At 70.4% G+C, this 15,054-nt stretch carries 14 protein-coding genes; 9 read left to right on the top strand and 5 right to left on the bottom strand.

Annotated elements, in window-relative coordinates:
* Positions 1 to 141 precede the first annotated feature (141 nt).
* Both CVO96_RS04580 and CVO96_RS04575 read left to right on the top strand, forming a co-directional pair.
* Positions 142 to 2,331 carry an APC family permease gene (locus CVO96_RS04580; protein WP_103310840.1) on the top strand — a complete coding sequence of 730 codons (2,190 nt, stop codon included), beginning with the start codon at positions 142 to 144 and terminating at the stop codon, positions 2,329 to 2,331.
* 136 nt (positions 2,332 to 2,467) lie between these two features.
* Positions 2,468 to 3,721 (top strand): MFS transporter, encoded by a 1,254-nt coding sequence (locus CVO96_RS04575; protein ID WP_479928739.1) that lies wholly within the window; start codon positions 2,468 to 2,470, stop codon positions 3,719 to 3,721.
* A gap of 237 nt (positions 3,722 to 3,958) precedes the next feature.
* On the opposite strand, the gene CVO96_RS04570 is transcribed toward CVO96_RS04575, so the two are convergent.
* From CVO96_RS04570 to CVO96_RS04555, 4 genes are all read right to left on the bottom strand, one after another.
* Complete coding sequence (locus CVO96_RS04570) at positions 3,959 to 5,359, bottom strand: S41 family peptidase (RefSeq protein WP_243398160.1); 1,401 nt, start codon at positions 5,357 to 5,359, stop codon at positions 3,959 to 3,961.
* A 137-nt stretch (positions 5,360 to 5,496) separates the two neighbouring features.
* Positions 5,497 to 6,582, bottom strand: coding sequence for a M20/M25/M40 family metallo-hydrolase (locus CVO96_RS04565; RefSeq protein ID WP_103310838.1), 1,086 nt, complete (start codon positions 6,580 to 6,582; stop codon positions 5,497 to 5,499).
* A gap of 11 nt (positions 6,583 to 6,593) precedes the next feature.
* On the bottom strand, positions 6,594 to 6,785 hold the full coding sequence (locus CVO96_RS04560) for a hypothetical protein (protein WP_103310836.1): 192 nt from the start codon (positions 6,783 to 6,785) through the stop codon (positions 6,594 to 6,596).
* A gap of 57 nt (positions 6,786 to 6,842) precedes the next feature.
* The gene (locus CVO96_RS04555) at positions 6,843 to 7,274 is read right to left on the bottom strand and encodes an SPFH domain-containing protein (protein ID WP_103310834.1); all 432 of its coding nucleotides are present in this window, start codon (positions 7,272 to 7,274) and stop codon (positions 6,843 to 6,845) included.
* 98 nt (positions 7,275 to 7,372) lie between these two features.
* Here CVO96_RS04555 and CVO96_RS04550 point away from each other — a divergent pair, with 98 nt between their 5' ends.
* The 7 genes from CVO96_RS04550 to purL all read left to right on the top strand — a co-directional run bounded on the left by CVO96_RS04550 (position 7,373) and on the right by purL (position 14,535).
* A complete protein-coding gene (locus CVO96_RS04550; RefSeq protein ID WP_279326994.1) occupies positions 7,373 to 8,989 on the top strand; it encodes a DR2241 family protein in 1,617 nt (538 codons plus the stop codon).
* A 306-nt stretch (positions 8,990 to 9,295) separates the two neighbouring features.
* Positions 9,296 to 10,039, top strand: coding sequence for a phosphoribosylaminoimidazolesuccinocarboxamide synthase (gene purC / locus CVO96_RS04545; RefSeq protein WP_103310829.1), 744 nt, complete (start codon positions 9,296 to 9,298; stop codon positions 10,037 to 10,039).
* A 68-nt stretch (positions 10,040 to 10,107) separates the two neighbouring features.
* The gene (gene purS / locus CVO96_RS04540) at positions 10,108 to 10,359 is read left to right on the top strand and encodes a phosphoribosylformylglycinamidine synthase subunit PurS (protein WP_103310826.1); all 252 of its coding nucleotides are present in this window, start codon (positions 10,108 to 10,110) and stop codon (positions 10,357 to 10,359) included.
* A complete protein-coding gene (locus tag CVO96_RS04535) occupies positions 10,356 to 10,739 on the top strand; it encodes a cupin domain-containing protein (protein ID WP_103310823.1) in 384 nt (127 codons plus the stop codon). The genes purS and CVO96_RS04535 overlap by 4 nt, the downstream gene beginning before the upstream one ends.
* A 127-nt stretch (positions 10,740 to 10,866) precedes the next feature.
* Positions 10,867 to 11,538 (top strand): phosphoribosylformylglycinamidine synthase subunit PurQ, encoded by a 672-nt coding sequence (purQ, locus tag CVO96_RS04530; protein ID WP_165795205.1) that lies wholly within the window; start codon positions 10,867 to 10,869, stop codon positions 11,536 to 11,538.
* Complete coding sequence (locus CVO96_RS04525) at positions 11,535 to 12,014, top strand: DinB family protein (protein ID WP_103310818.1); 480 nt, start codon at positions 11,535 to 11,537, stop codon at positions 12,012 to 12,014. The genes purQ and CVO96_RS04525 overlap by 4 nt, the downstream gene beginning before the upstream one ends.
* Positions 12,015 to 12,291: 277 nt before the next feature.
* Complete coding sequence (gene purL, locus CVO96_RS04515; protein WP_103310812.1) at positions 12,292 to 14,535, top strand: phosphoribosylformylglycinamidine synthase subunit PurL; 2,244 nt, start codon at positions 12,292 to 12,294, stop codon at positions 14,533 to 14,535.
* Between the two features lie 89 nt (positions 14,536 to 14,624).
* On the opposite strand, the gene CVO96_RS04510 is transcribed toward purL, so the two are convergent.
* Positions 14,625 to 14,975: an endonuclease domain-containing protein gene (locus CVO96_RS04510; protein ID WP_103310811.1), complete on the bottom strand. Its 351-nt coding sequence runs from the start codon at positions 14,973 to 14,975 to the stop codon at positions 14,625 to 14,627.
* Positions 14,976 to 15,054 lie beyond the last annotated feature (79 nt).

Raw genomic sequence — 15,054 nt, 5'->3', positions numbered from 1 at the left:
GGCGGAATGCTAGCCCGCCCAGCCGACCCCACGTCACGCCCCGCGGCCCCGTGCTCCTGGCCGACAAAAAGGCGGACGACCAGACAGGTTTGTGCCTCCGGCGTCACATGCGCCCGGCCGGAGTATGCGTAGACTGCCGCAATGTCGTCCGCCGACCCACAGCGCAGCCCCTTCCTGAAGTGGTTTCTGGAAACCAACCAACCCGAGCCCGAGGGCTTCTACGAGGGCGAGCAGCAGGTGGCGGCCCAGCACCACACGCAGCCCTGGTGGAAGGTCATGTGCCTGACCGGCGTGGACTACTTCTCCACGCTGGGCTACCAGCCGGGCATCGCCGCGCTGGCGGCGGGCGCGCTCTCGCCGGTCGCGACGCTGGTGCTGGTGCTGGTGACCCTCTTCGGGGCGCTGCCCATGTACCGCCGGGTCGCGCAGGAGAGCCCGCACGGCGACGGCAGCCTGTCCATGCTGGAGCGGCTGCTGAACTACTGGCCCAGCAAGGTGCTGGTGCTGGCGCTGCTGGGCTTCGTCGCCACGGGTTTTGTCATCACGATCACGCTCTCGGCGGCCGACGCCACGGCGCACCTGGTCGAGAACCCCTTCCTGAAAAGCGCCCTGGAGGGCCTGGAGGTGCCCCTGACGCTGGGGCTGATCGGGTTGCTGGCGGCCGTGTTCCTCAAGGGCTTCAAGGAGGCCATCGGGATCGCGGTGGGCATCGTGATCCTGTACCTGAGCATGAGCCTGCTGGTCGTGGGGCGCGGCGTGCTGGAGGTCGCCGCGCAGCCCGCGCTGCTTTCGGGCTGGTGGGAGGCGCTCTCGCAGGCCTACCTCTCGCCGCTGGCGATCGTGGGCGGAGCGCTGCTGGTCTTCCCGGCGCTGGCGCTGGGCCTCTCCGGCTTCGAGACCGGCGTGGTGGTCATGCCGCTGGTGAAAGGGGAGAAGGGCGACACCCAGGCCCGGCCCGTGGGGCGCATCCGCAACACGCGCAAGCTGCTCACCACCGCCGCGCTGATCATGAGCGTCATGCTGATCGGCTCGTCGCTGGTGACCACGCTGCTCATCCCGCGCCACGAGTTCTGGGCCGTGACCAGCGCCACGCGCACCCTCAACGCCGCCGACCTGAACGCCGGCCGGGCGGTCATCGACGTGCCGCTCGACAGTTCCGAGAACCCCAAGGAGGTCTACAGCCTGCGGCTCCCGGCCGGTCAGGTGGGCACCTACACTGTGCAGGCCGACACGGTGGGCGGGCGCATCCCTATCACTGTGAACGTGCGCGCCGTGCCCGGCGACAACACCGATCAGGTCACGGTCTCGACCCCCGCCGGCCAGGCCAACGGCCGCGCGCTGGCCTACCTAGCCCACGACCGCTTCGGCGAGACCTTCGGCACGCTGTACGACCTCTCGACCATCCTGATCCTGTGGTTCGCGGGCGCCTCGGCCATGGCGGGGCTGCTGAACATCGTGCCCCGGTACCTGCCGCGCTACGGCATGGCGCCCGACTGGGCCCGCGCGACCCGCCCGCTGGTCGTGCTGTTCACTCTGATCAGCGCCCTGGTCACCGTGCTGTTCAGGGCCAACGTCGACTCCCAGGCGGGCGCCTACGCCACCGGGGTGCTCGCGCTGATGACCTCGGCCGCCATCGCGGTCTTCCTGACCGAGCTGCGCCGGGGCCACCGCTGGGCGGCTGTGGCCTTCGCCGTGGTCAGCGCCGTGTTTGTCTACACCTCCTTCGTGACCGTCAAGGATCGCCCCGAGGGCCTGTGGATCGCCCTGATGTTCATCCTGGCCATCCTGGTCGTCTCCGTGGCCTCGCGCATCAGCCGCTCGACCGAGCTGCGGGTGCAGTCGGTGGTGCTCGACGACACGGCCCGCGCCATGCTGGACGAGGTGGCAGGGCGCGGCCTGCCGGTGCGCTTCATCGCCAACCGCCTGAACGAGGGCGACGATCTGGAGTACCGCGAGAAGGCCCTGGACGTGCGGGTGGACAACCACCTCGCGCCCGGCGAGGCCGCCCTGTTCCTGGAGGTCAAGATCAGCGACGCCAGCGACTTCAGCTCCACCGTACAGGTCTGCGGCGTGCGGGTCGGCCAGCACGCCATCCTGCGCGCCAAGGGCAGCTCGGTGCCCAATACCCTGGCGGCGGTGCTGCTGCACGTGCGCGACCTGACCGGCGTGCCCCCGCACGTCTATTTCGAGTGGAGCGAGAAGGGCCCCGCCCAGAACGCCCTGCGCTTCCTGCTCGCCGGCGAGGGCGACGTGCCGCCGCTCACCCACGAGATCCTGCGGATCGCCGAGCGCGAGGCCAGCCGGCGCCCGATGGTGCACGTCGGCGGGTAAGCCCAGGCCTTTCCAAACGGAGGGCAGACCGGGGGGGTGGGCGATGAAGCTCACTCCCCCGTTCACTGTGGCCCCGTTCACTGTGACCCCATTCACTGTGGCCCAGCCGCGCCGGCCGCGCGCTAGCCTCGGCCTCGTGAGCCTGCCCGCGTCCCCCAGCCCCCCGCCCCACCCGGTAAACAGCCCCCTGCGCCCCTCGGCCGCGCAGCTCGGTCTGATCGCCGCCAATTTCCTGATGTGGGGCGGGTTCTTCGCGGTCATCCCGCTGGTCACCGTGCATTTCAGCGGCCCCACCAGCTCCGGCGGGCTGGGCTGGCCGGCGGCCACGGTGGGGCTGGTGCTGGGCCTGCGGCAGCTGACCCAGCAGGGCCTGACGGTCTTCGGCGGGGCCTGGGCCGACCGCGTGGGGCCGCGCCCGCTGATCCTGGCGGGCTGTGTGCTGCGCTGCGCGGGCTTCGCCTGGATGGGCTTCGCGGAGACGCCCGGCGTGCTGCTCTCGGCCGCCCTGCTGGCCGGGGTGGGCGGCGGCCTCTTCGACGCCCCCAAGAGCGCCGCGATCACCGCCGTGACCCGGCCCGAGCACCGCACCCGGATGTTCGGCCTGACCAGCATCTCCGGCAACCTGGGCATGGTCACGGGCCCGCTGATCGGCGCCGCGCTGCTGGGCCTGGGCTTCCGCACCGCCGCCCTGTGCGCGGCCAGCGTGTACCTGCTGGCCGCCGTGGTGCTGGGCGCCACCCTGCCGCGCCTGCGCCCGGCGGGCAGCAAGGTCAGCGGCTTCGGCGGCCTGAGAACGGCCGCGCTGGATCGGCACTTCCGCCGCTTCACGCTGGTCTTGATCGGCTACTTCATCCTCAGCACCCAGATCAACGTGGCGGTGACCCTGAAGGCCATCTCGCTGGCCGGCCCCGGCGCGACCGCCCCCCTGTACGGCCTGAGCGCCGGTCTGGCGGTCGCCTTGCAGTACCCCCTGCTGCGCCTCGCCGAGCGCACCCTGCCCACCCGCGCGGCCCTGATGGTGGCGGTCGGGCTGGTCGGCCTGAGCCTGGGCCTGATGGCGCTGGTCACCACGTTCCCGGCGCTGCTGGCCTGCGTGGCGCTGTACTCGCTGGGCACCATGCTGGTCTACCCGACCCAGCAGACCCTGACCGCCCGCTTCGCGCCCCCGGGGCTGGTGGGCTCGTATTTCGGCTTCTCGGCCATCAGCCTGGGGGTCGGCGGGGCGCTGGGCAGTGTGCTGGGCGGCACGCTGGTCGATGCCGGCGCCCGCCTGGGCCTGGGCGCCCTGCCCTGGCTGACGCTGGCCGGAATCGGCGTGCTGACCGTGCTGGGACTGCGCTGGGCGCTGCGGGGGCTGGAGTTCGGGGATGACGAGGGGGGGAATCAGTAAATCGGGCACCTTCGACAGTGTCATCCTGAACACCGCGAGGGATCTGCACTGGCACAGCAAGCGGCGCCTCGCCGCGGGTCTTCGTACGCCTGTCCGATGGAGTGTCTCGTCCGCCCACTCGGACGACCTCTCCAACCACGTCTGAGCCCGGGCCCAGTCCCCCATGAGGCTCAGTCCCCCATGATCAGCAGAAAAGGGCGACCTGTTCGCCGCCCTTTACCCTGCCCCGACCTCAGTTCAGGGACTGACCTTGAAGGGATCGCTGCTCAGCACGGGCGCGGTCTGCAGGGCTTTCAGGCCCTCGGCCAGCAGGTCGTCGCGGCCCTGGGTCAGGTGGCGCACCTGCTCCTCGCCCTGCGCGAAGACCTGGTTGGGCAGCACGCGGGTGGGGTAGGGCGTGCCGTCGGGCTTGGCGTAGTTCAGGATGGTGAGCTGCAGGCCGCCCTCGCCGGTATCGAAGATGCGCGTGGCGGTGTTGCCCACCCCGGCCGTGTTCTCCCCGATGATCGGCCCGCGCCCGGCGTACTGCACCTCGTAGGCGAAGAATTCCGAGCACGAGGCGCTGCCCTGATCCACCAGCACGGTCAGCGGGCCCGTCCAGAGGTGGGGGCGGCGCACCCCGCCGGTCGGCAGGCCGTCTTCCAGGCGGGTGCCCCGGCTGACCACCGTGCGGCTGTTGCCCCCCGCACTGCGCGCCAGCCGGGTCAGCGAGGGCACGAAGGCGCTCACGGCGCTGTCGCACTCGTTCAGGCTGCCGCCCCCGTTGCCGCGCAGGTCGATGATCATGCCCGAGGCGCCGCGGGCCTGGGCCTCGCCGACCAGATCGTGCACCTGCTGGGCGATCCCGCCGCCCGACAGGAAGGTCGGAATCCGCAGCACCGCGACCTCGGCCTGGGGCGCGGCGGCGGTGGCGGCCGGGACGTACTGCAGCAGCGGCAGTTCGCGCGTGCTGCTCTCGCGGGAGGTCAGGGTCAGGCTCAGCGTCTGCCCGACCCGGCTGACCCCCAGCGTGATGGGCGTGCCGTTGTCGCGCGCGGTTCGCAGGGCCGCGTAGGTGTAGGGCTGGCCGTTCAGGGTCTGCAGCAGGTCGCCCCGCCGGAGCCCGGCCTGCTCGGCGGCGCTGCCCGGCACGACCTCGGTGACCACGCGGTTCTCACCGTCCAGAGTGGCCAGCTTCACGCCGAACTGCTTGCGGCTGCCGCCGGTCGCGCGGGTCACGAATTCCTTGAGGTCGTCCGGCGTCATGAAAAAGCTGTGCTCGTCGCCCAGCGCCGTGATCTCGGCCTCGATCACCGGGTAGGCCCTGGCCTCCGCGCAGTCGGCGGGGCTGGGCGCACACACGGCGTCCAGCCGCAGCTGGTATTCGCGGGCCAGCGCCAGGCGATCCACCGTGGACAGGCCGCCGTACTCCTGCTGGATCAGTCGGTTGACCGTGTCGAACAGCCGCTGGGCCGGCGACTGGACGGATGCCGGAGACTGGACGGATGACGGTGCCGGTGCCTGGGGCGACGACTGGGCCGCGCCCTGGGCCACCGCTGCCGGCAGGCACAGGGCGCCGGCCAGCGCCAGCGCCCTCGCCATGCGGGGCACGGCGGGCAAGGGGCGAACCGGAGCTTGGGCAGGCCGCAGGGTGCTCATCAGTCCGCCCATTGTGCGCTTTCCAAATGGGAAATTGGTGGGCTTAAATTGCCATCTGAGTCACCAAAAACCTGCCCCCAGACAGGGGGGATCGGGTGGATTCCCACAGTGCTGCCGGGTCTGGCCCCGCAGGAGGTTCAGACCGCCGGTCGGTGCTGGTACAGCTCGACCACCCGGCGCAGGAAGCGCAGCCCGGAGGCGAGGCTGGTCGTCTGCACCCATTCGTCCTGGCGGTGGGCGTTGCCGCCCCGGTAGACACCGACCGCCACGGCGCTCAGGCCATGTGGCGCCGCCGCGTTGGCGTCCGTGCTGCTCGACGCCGTACGCACCTCCAGCTTGATCTCGCGGGCCGCCTCGCGGATCAGGGGCAGCAGGGGCTCGCTGTGCAGGTCGCCGCCGGGCCGGTCCCCCACCCGCTCCACCCGCACGGTCACGCCCACGTCGCGCGCGGCCGAGTGCAGGGCGGCCACGGCGCGGGTGTCCAGATCGGCCAGCACCCCGGCGTCCAGCGAGCGCAGGTCGAGCAGCAGCTCCGCGCTGCCCGCGATCGAGTTCACCGAGGTGCCGCCGTCCGCCATGCCCACGTTCAGCGTCGTGCGGGGCGTGAGCGGCAGCTTCAGCGCGTACAGCCCCTGGATGGCCCGCCCCAGCGCGTGGATGGCGCTCGGCCCCTGGTCGCCCCAGGAGTGCCCGCCCGGCCCCAGGAAGGTCGCGCGGTAGCGCCGCACCCCCACCCCACGCGTGACCGCCACCCCCAGGTAGCCGTCCACCGCCACGAAGGCGCCCAGCGAGTCGCGGTGCCGGGCGATCAGGTGCTTGCTGCCGCGCAGGTCGCCCAGCCCTTCCTCGCCCACGTTGGCCGCGACCCACAGGGGCCGGCTCAGGTGGCCCTGAACGCCGCGCAGATCACGCAGCAGCGCCGTGACCACCGCCAGGCTGGCCGAGTTGTCGCCCACGCCCGGCCCGACCAGCCGCCCGCCCTCCTCGCGCACCGTCACGTCGGTGCCGGCGTCGAACACGGTGTCCAGATGCGCCGCCAGCAGCAGGGCCGGGCGCCCCTCGGTGCCGGGCGGCGTGATCCGGGTCAGCACGTTGCCCACCTCGTCGCGTTCGGTGACGTGACCCAGTTCCTGCCACAGCGAGGCGATCAGCTCGGCGCGGCGCTCCTCCTGAAAGGTCGGGGCCGGCGTCTGCGCGATCCGCGCCAGGTAGGACAAAGGCATTGCGCGCAATTCTAGCGGCTCGGCGCGCACGGCATGGAGCCGTGGGCGGCGCGGCGGCGTTCATCGTCCGCAGAGACCGCGCCGGAGGTGTGCCGGGTCGGCGCCTGAAAGCGGCCGCCGCGTCCCGCCGGCGTTCCCCGAACCGTGCCCAGGTGGCCTGCCCGGACGATGTCCCCGCCGCCCACCGCCAGCGAGAAGGCCACCCGCTGGGGGTGGCCTCCGCTCGTGCGCTGTCCTGAACTGTTCCTAGCCTGCCGGCCTTACCTGTTGCCGCGCAGCAGGCGGCTGCCGATCATGCCGGCCAGGCCGACCAGCCCGGCCTTCACCAGCGGGCTGCTGAGCGCGCCGCCGGCCCCGAAGGCGGCCTCCAGCGGGCTGCGGCCGTCCTGGGCGGGCGCCTGCGCGGTGCGGGCGTAGGCGTCGGCCAGATCGTTCGGGTCGTTGGGGTTGACGCTCTGCACCGGGTTGGCGGGGCTCTGCACGATGGCGTCGCCCATCTGCTGGCGCTGATCGGGACTCATGCCGCCGATGTAGTCGCGCAGGATCTGCTGACGCTCCTCGGGCGAGGCGTTGGCCATGTAGTCCTGAATGTACGCGGCCGCTTCCTGAGGGCTGACCACGCCGTCCTGGTTGGTGTCGCGGGGGTCGAGGCTGGCCATCTTCTCATGACGGTCGTTTTGCTGAAAGAACATAGGAAACCTCCAGAACATGGCAGGCGCCAGCCAGGGGCGGATTCCCCTGAAACGTAGGCGCGGCACTCTCCACGCTACGGAGCCGACCGTTCAAGGGGGTGAGGGTCAGATTCAGGCATGTTTACCGCGGCGCCGGGCGGGCGTACCCGGAGCGGAGGAGATGCACCAGAGAGGGTGCGGAAGCCGGGCCTCCGGGGCGGGACTCGCGGCGTCACGGGGGGCCCGCCCCCCGCCGCAATGTCCCAACCTGCAGCCGTCGGGACAATCGTGCGCCCCAGGCGGCGTTACAGTGCGCTCGTATGCGCTCTCTGGTTCTGATCGGTCATGGCTCCCACCTCAACGGCGAGTCGGCCCTGGCGGTCTACCGTTACGCCGAACTCATCCGCGAGCGCGGCCTCTACGACGAGGTGATCGAGGGCTACTGGAAAGAGGAGCCCTCGCTGCGACAGGTGCTCAAGACCACGGCCAGCACCGACGTGACGGTCATTCCGCTGTTCATCAGCGAAGGCTATTTCACCGAGGTCGTGATTCCCCGCGAGCTGGGCCTGGGCCACCAGGGGCCGGTGCCGCCGGGCGGCGTGGCCCGCGTGATCGGCGGGCGCACCGTGCGCTACACCCTGCCCTACGGCGTGCATCCCTCCATGACCGACGTGATCCTGGCCCGCGCCCGCGAGGTGCTGCCCGACGCGACTGCCGAGGACACCGCCCTGATCGTGCTGGGCCACGGCACCACCCGCAACGAGAACTCGAACAAGATCGTGTACCACAACGCCGAGCTGCTGCGTCAGGGCGGACAGTTCGCCGAGGTTCACGCCCTGTTCCTCGATGAAGACCCCAAGGTGGGCACCTGGCCGGAGGTCGTGAAGGCGCCCCGCGTGGTCGTGGTGCCCTTCTTCGCCAGCGAGGGCTGGCACACCCTGGAGACCATTCCCGAGGACATGGGCCTGAGCGGCGAGGTCACGGTGTTCCCCGAGAACCCGGCCGGCGCCCAGACCGTGTACTACGCGAGGCCCGTGGGCACCCACCCCCGTGTGGCCGACGTGATCCTGCACCTCGCCGAGGAAGCGAGCGGCGCGGCGGGCGCGGGCGGCGACCTCGAACGCGGCCACGAGCACGCCTGGCAGGTCTTCCTGAAACAGGCCCAGGTGGGCCTGCGCATGGGCGAGGTGCTGATCCGCCCCGACAGCGGCGTCTTCGAGATGCGCCACGCGCTGGACGAGGGCCTGCCGGGCGGCGACCTGAAAACACTCGTCACACCCGAGGGCGTGCGCGACCACATCCGTTTCGACGACGGCGGCGACCACCGCCCCGTGCATACCCTGCGCAACCTGCCGCGCGGCTGGCGGGCGGTGCTCAGCGACCACGATCTGCGCCGCGCCGTGCATTACCTGTACCCGGCGGTGGTCGAGGAGACCTACGCCCACACCTGCCACGCCCTGCGCGCCACCCCCTGGCCCACCACCGCCCGCCGCCAGACCGGTATCTACGCCAGGGTGCAGAAGGCCACCCCCGAGCAGGTCGAGCACGTCGCCGGGGACATCTGCAAGTCCTGCCTGCGTACCCGCCTGTGGGCCGGCCACAAGCTGCCCAAGACCTTCCTGGACGGCGTGCCCGGCGGCATTCCCTGTGCCGAGGCCTGCACCCTGCTGGTCGCCGAGATCCGCGAGGAAGTGGCCGGCAAGCGCGGCCAGGGGGCGGGGCACAGCCACGACTGAGGCGCGCGGCGCCCGCCCACGCCAACTCACCTGAACACCCCCGCTGCCCCCGGCGCCGGGGGTGTTAGGCTGGGGTACGGCAGCCGCGAACGGTTGCACGCCACCCTTTTTCCACCCGCGTCCTGCGAGACGCCCCGCCCCTCGTGGGCGGTAAGTCCGTCCGAGAGGCGGCGATGGAGACCACATGCCCACCACCGCGACATCCAGGCGTCGCCCCGGCACCGTTCGGGGGACGCCTGTCCTACGTTCATCGGCACGGTCTTCACCGGGACGGTGCCCATTCCCCACCTGCACGGCGGAGGCTCCATGACCAGCACCAGCAGCGGCGAACGGTACAGAGGCGAACTGAGGTACGAGGGCAAGGCCAAACGCGTGTACGCCACGGCCGATCCCCATGAATACATCGTGGAGTTCAAGGACGACGCCACCGCCTTCAACGGGGTGAAGAAGGCCCAGATCGGGGGCAAGGGCCAGATCAACAACGCCATCACCGCGCACCTGTTCCCGCAGCTGGAGGCGGCCGGCATCCCCACGCACTTCATCGAGCAGCTGTCGAGCACCGAGCAGCGCGTGCGGGCCGTGACCATCATCCCGGTCGAGGTGATCGTGCGGAACGTGGCCGCCGGAAGTTTTTCCAAGAGACTGGGCATCGAGGAAGGCACGCCCCTGAATCACCCCGTCGTCGAGTACTGCTACAAGTCCGACGCGCTGGGCGATCCGCTCATCAACTCCGACACGGCGCTGAGCCTGGGCTGGGCCACCGAGGGGCAACTGTTGCGCATCCGCGAGCTGGCCCTGAAAGTTCGCGCCTTCCTGGTGCCCTACTTCGAGCAGCGCGGCGTGAGATTGATCGATTTCAAGCTCGAATTCGGCACCACCCCGGACGGCGCCGTGATCCTGGCCGACGAGATCAGCCCCGACACCTGCCGCTTCTGGGACTCCCAGACGAACGAGAAGCTCGACAAAGACCGCTTCCGCCGCGACCTGGGCGGCGTGGAAGATGCGTATGCGGAAATGCTTCGGCGCGTGACCGCGCCTGTCGATGGTTGATGGTTGATAGAGGCCAGTCTCTTTCCATCAACGATCAACCATCGACCATCACCGACAAGGAGCCCCCCATGCCCCAGTACAAAGCCCGCGTCTACGTCACCCTCAAGCCTTCCATCCTCGATCCGCAGGGGCGCACCGTCGAGCGGGCGCTGTCTCACCTGGAGCACGGCAACGTCAGCGGCGTGCGGGTCGGCAAGTACATCGAACTGAGCCTGAGCGGCGAGCCGGCCGAGGTGGAAACGCAGCTGCGCGACATCACCCAGAACGTGCTGAGCAACCCCGTCATGGAGGACGCGCGCTGGGAGTTGAGCGAAGCATGAGCCTGCCCGAAGTCGTGCCAGAAGTCGTTCGCCTGCAGGAGAAGTTCGACCTCTTTCAGGAGCACTGGTCGCCCAAGGTGGTCGGCGAGCTGAACGGCCAGCAGGTCAAGCTGGCCAAGATCAGTGGCGAGTTCGTGTGGCACAGCCACGAGCACGAGGACGAGCTCTTTCTGGTCACCAAGGGCACCCTGCTGATGCGCTTCCGGGACGGCGAGCGACGCATCGGCGTGGGCGAGTTCATCGTCGTGCCGCGCGGCGTGGAGCACCTGCCGGTCGCAGAGACCCCGGAGGTCTGGATGCTGATGTTCGAGCCCGCCGGTACCCTGAACACCGGCAACGTCGTGAACGAGCGCACCGTGGCGGAGCCGGAGCACCTGTGACGCACACGCCCTCCACTTCCGCAGCCAGCGGGAACACGCCGCAGGCCGCTGCAGTTCCAGTCGTTTGCGTTTTCTCCCACTCGCTCCGCTCGGATTTCGCCGCTCACGCGGCTTCAACCGGAGGTTTATGAAGACTGCCGTGATCCAGTTCCCCGGCTCCAACTGCGACGCCGACGCGCTGCACGCCGCCCGCCTGCTGCTCGACGACTCGGCCCGCTTCATGTGGCACACCGAGGGCGGCCTGCCCGCCGGCACCGATCTGGTGTTCCTGCCCGGCGGCTTTACCTACGGCGACCACCTGCGGAGCGGCGCGATTGCCGCCCGGAGCCCGATCATGGAGGCGGTGAAAGCCCACGCCGCCCGTGGCGGCTACGTGCTGGGCGTGTGCAACGGCTTTCAGGTGCTCACCGAGGCCGGCCTCTTGCCCGGCGCGCTCTCGCGGAACCGTGACCTGCATTTCCTGTGCCGGCCGGTGCATCTGCGCGTGGAGAACACCCGGACGGCCTTCACCTCCGCCTACGCCCAGGGCCAGGTCATCGAGATCCCCATCGCGCACGGCGAGGGCAACTACTACGCCGACCCCGAGACCGTGGCGCGGCTGGAGGGCGAGGGGCAGGTCGTGTTCCGCTATGCGGACAACCCCAACGGGTCGCTGAACGATATCGCCGGCATCGTGGGCGGGCGTGGGAACGTGCTGGGCATGATGCCCCACCCCGAACGCGCCGTGGAGGCCCTGCTGGGCAGCGAGGACGGCCAGGGCCTGTTCCGCAGCCTGCGGGCCGTTAAGGTGGGCGCATGACCGCCCCGACTGTCCAGAATTTCGTCGCCGACGCCTTCGAGATGGAACTGTCCATGTTCCGCGCCGCGCTGGAGGCCGTGCCGGGCGCCGAGTTCCAGAACCCGCGCCTGGGGCACTCGGCCGCCTGGCACGCCCTGCACATTGCCGAGTGGCTGCGCTTTTTCGTCCTGCAGGATTTCACCGCCTCGTATGCCCACCTGGGCTGGGAGGACGCCCCGTGGATGGGCGAGTTCCGGGGCACGCCCACCGTGGCCGAGACCGAGGGCAAGGTCATGATCATGGCCGAACTCGCGCGGGTGGAAGCCCTGATCGTGCGCCACATTCGCGAGCTGCAGGGCGAGCAGCTGGGCGAGATGCTGCGCGCCCCCGCCGCGCCCACCGGCGAACGCGAACGCCTGACCGGCCTGGGCATGCAGCTACGGCACGTGGCGTACCACCGGGGCCAGGTGCAGCTGGGGAAGAAGCACGGGGGATGATGGAGTTCAACTTTGGGGGGTACCTCCGGCGTCAGAATCTGACGACCCTGGAATTGATCCGGCAAGTGCGGGGCAGGGGAGCGCCGAGCACGATTTATGGACTGGCCCGTCGCCCCATCCACAAACTTGATCTCGAGATCATCGGCAGGCTGCTTCAAGGGCTGAGCCGACTTGAGGGCAGGAAGGTCATTCTGACTGATCTCCTCGAGCCTAGACCGACCGATCACCCGTAACCCAGGCACGCTTTTCCTTCTAAAACCCAGTTAGAGGCATCCCTATGACCCAGCTTCCAGCCACCCCACCCCAATCCCTCCGCGACCGCGCCGGCACCTTCGGCCTGTCGGGGGGCGAATACGACCTGCTCGTGACCCAGCTCGGGCGCGAGCCGAACGCGCTGGAGGCGGCCATCGTGGGCGCCATGTGGAGCGAGCACTGCGGCTACAAGAACTCGCGCCCGCTGTTCCGCCACTTCCCGACCACCGGCCCGCAGGTCTTGCAGGGCCCCGGCGAGAATGCCGGTGTGGTGGACATCGGGGACGGCTGGGGCGTGGCCTTCAAGATGGAGTCGCACAACCACCCCTCGGCGGTGGAACCCGTGCAGGGCGCGGCGACCGGCGTGGGCGGCATCCTGCGCGACATCTTCGCCATGGGGGCGCGGCCCTTCGCGGTGCTGGACTCCCTGCGCTTCGGCAACCCGGAGTCGCCCCGCACGCGCTTCCTGCTGGGCGGCGTGGTGGAGGGCATCGCGCACTACGGCAACGCCATCGGCGTGCCCACGGTGGGCGGCGAGGTCACCTTCCATCCCAGCTATCAGGAGAACCCGCTGGTGAACGTCATGGCCCTGGGCCTGCTGCGCCATGAGGATCTGGCCAAGGGCACCATGGGCGCGGTCGGCAACACCATCGTGTACGTGGGCTCCAAGACCGGGCGCGACGGCCTGGGCGGCGCCGTGTTCGCCTCCGCCGACCTGACGGGTGCCAGCCAGGCCGACCGCCCCGCCGTGCAGGTGGGCGACCCCTTCATGGAGAAACTGCTGCTGGAGGCGACCCTGGAGGCCATCCAGGCGGGCGTGGTGGCCGGCGTGCAGGACATGGGCGCGGCCGGGCTGGTCTCCAGTACCTGCGAGATGGCCTACCGCGCGGGCCTGGGCATCACCATGAACCTCGATCTGGTGCCCACCCGCGAGGACGGCATGGTGCCCATGGAGCTGTGCCTGAGCGAGTCTCAGGAGCGCATGATCCTGGTGCCGGTGCCCGGGAAGGAGCAGGCGCTGCTGGATCTGCTGGCGAAGTGGGAGCTGGACGTGGTGACCATCGGGGAGGTAGAGGCGCACTCCAGCTACCGCCTGACCTGGGGGGGAGAGGTCGTCTGTGACCTGCCGGTGGCCCTGCTGAACGAGGCGCCCAGGTACACCCGCGAGGGCATCGAGTCCCCGGACATCCGCGCCCGGCGCGAGCGCGACCTGTCGGGCGTGCCCCTGCCCGGCGACCTGGGCGCGGTGCTGGGCGAGCTGCTCTCTCACCCGACCATCGCCTCCAAGCGCCCGATCTTCCAGCGCTTCGACCATCAGGTCATGACCAACACCGTGGTCGTGCCCGGCGCCGCCGACGCCGCCGTGCTGCGCGTGAAGGGCTCCGGTATGGGCGTGGCCGCGACCTCCGACTGCAACCCGCGCTTCGTGTACCTCGATCCGTACACCGGGGCTGCCGCCGCCGTGGCCGAGGCGGCGCGCAACCTCGCCTGCGTGGGCGCCACGCCGCTGGCGATCACCGACAACCTGAACTTCGGCAACCCGCACCGCCCCGAGGTCTACTTCCAGCTCGAGCAGTCCGTGCTGGGCATCGCCGCCGCCTGCCGCGCGCTGAACACGCCGGTCACGGGCGGCAACGTCAGCCTCTACAACCAGTACACCGAGGGGGCCGAACGGGTGGCCATCCACCCCACACCGACCATCGGCATGGTGGGCGTGCTGCCCGACATCACCAGGCGCGCCACGCTGCACCTGAAAGGGGAGGGCCACACCCTCTACCTGCTCGGCCCGCACGCCGACAGCATCGGCGCCAGCCAGTACCTGGAGACGGTGCACGGCCTGGAAGCCGGGGCCGTGCCGCCCCTCGACCTGGAGCTGGAGCAGAAGGTCATCACCGCCACCCTGGCCCTGATCCGCTCCGGCCTCACGGATACTGCCCACGACTGCGCCGAGGGCGGGCTGGCGGTCGCCCTGGCCGAGATGGCGATTGCCGGGGGGGTGGGCCTGAGCGTGACCCTGGACGCCCCGGCCGAGGTGCGCGCCGACGCGGTGCTCTACGGCGAGGCCCACAGCCGCGTGCTGGTCGCCGTGCAGGACGAGGCGGCCACCGAGGTGCTGCTGCGGGAGCACGGCGTCCCCTTCGCCCGCCTGGGACAGAGCGGCGGGCCGAGCGTCACCGTGGCCCTGCCGGCGCAGCACGTCCACCTGAGCGTGAACCTTCAGGCCCTGGCCGACGCGTACAACAGCCCGCTCGTGGGGATTCTGGGATGAGGCTTCAGCCCTGGAGGAGCGGAGGCGTGGGTCACACGCCCCCTCACCCCCGGCCCCTCTCCCACGGGGGGAGAGGGGAGCAGGGCGGGTCAGGGCAGGTGGAGGTGGATGGCCTGTACAACGCCTTCGAGGTTGGTTCTGGTCTCGTTGTTCCAGAAACGCAGCACCTTGAATCCGCCGGCTTGCAGGAACTCGGTTCGGACAGCGTCGTACGCGCGGCCAGACTCTTCAGCGTGCTGGGAACCGTCCAGTTCGATGATCAGCTGAGCCTCGAAGCACACGAAGTCCACGATGTACCCGCCCACCGGCCACTGGCGGCGGAACTTCACGTGCTGGAAACGGTTCCGCAGGACGCGCCAGAGCATCTGTTCTTCAGGTGTCTGCGTGCGGCGCAGCTCCCGCGCACGCACCGTCGCCCGAGTCACCGCCCGCCCCTTCATACCGCAATCTACCGCCCTGCTCCCCTCTCCCCCCGTGGGAGAGGGGCCGGGGGTGAGGGGGCGCACAGACCAGCTCAGT

Source organism: Deinococcus koreensis (genome assembly GCF_002901445.1).
GTDB lineage: Bacteria > Deinococcota > Deinococci > Deinococcales > Deinococcaceae > Deinococcus > Deinococcus koreensis.
This window is presented reverse-complemented; position numbering and strand designations above follow the sequence as displayed.

What these genes read in the sequence shown, in the direction of transcription:
- purQ (WP_165795205.1), top strand. Translation starts at nt 10,867, where the DNA reads ATGAAGACTGCCGTGATCCAGTTCCCCGGCTCCAACTGCGACGCCGAC.
- CVO96_RS04565 (WP_103310838.1), bottom strand. Translation starts at nt 6,582, where the DNA reads ATGCCTTTGTCCTACCTGGCGCGGATCGCGCAGACGCCGGCCCCGACC.
- purS (WP_103310826.1), top strand. Translation starts at nt 10,108, where the DNA reads ATGCCCCAGTACAAAGCCCGCGTCTACGTCACCCTCAAGCCTTCCATC.
- CVO96_RS04580 (WP_103310840.1), top strand. Translation starts at nt 142, where the DNA reads ATGTCGTCCGCCGACCCACAGCGCAGCCCCTTCCTGAAGTGGTTTCTG.
- CVO96_RS04510 (WP_103310811.1), bottom strand. Translation starts at nt 14,975, where the DNA reads ATGAAGGGGCGGGCGGTGACTCGGGCGACGGTGCGTGCGCGGGAGCTG.
- CVO96_RS04535 (WP_103310823.1), top strand. Translation starts at nt 10,356, where the DNA reads ATGAGCCTGCCCGAAGTCGTGCCAGAAGTCGTTCGCCTGCAGGAGAAG.
- purC (WP_103310829.1), top strand. Translation starts at nt 9,296, where the DNA reads ATGACCAGCACCAGCAGCGGCGAACGGTACAGAGGCGAACTGAGGTAC.
- purL (WP_103310812.1), top strand. Translation starts at nt 12,292, where the DNA reads ATGACCCAGCTTCCAGCCACCCCACCCCAATCCCTCCGCGACCGCGCC.
- CVO96_RS04555 (WP_103310834.1), bottom strand. Translation starts at nt 7,274, where the DNA reads ATGTTCTTTCAGCAAAACGACCGTCATGAGAAGATGGCCAGCCTCGAC.
- CVO96_RS04570 (WP_243398160.1), bottom strand. Translation starts at nt 5,359, where the DNA reads ATGAGCACCCTGCGGCCTGCCCAAGCTCCGGTTCGCCCCTTGCCCGCC.
- CVO96_RS04525 (WP_103310818.1), top strand. Translation starts at nt 11,535, where the DNA reads ATGACCGCCCCGACTGTCCAGAATTTCGTCGCCGACGCCTTCGAGATG.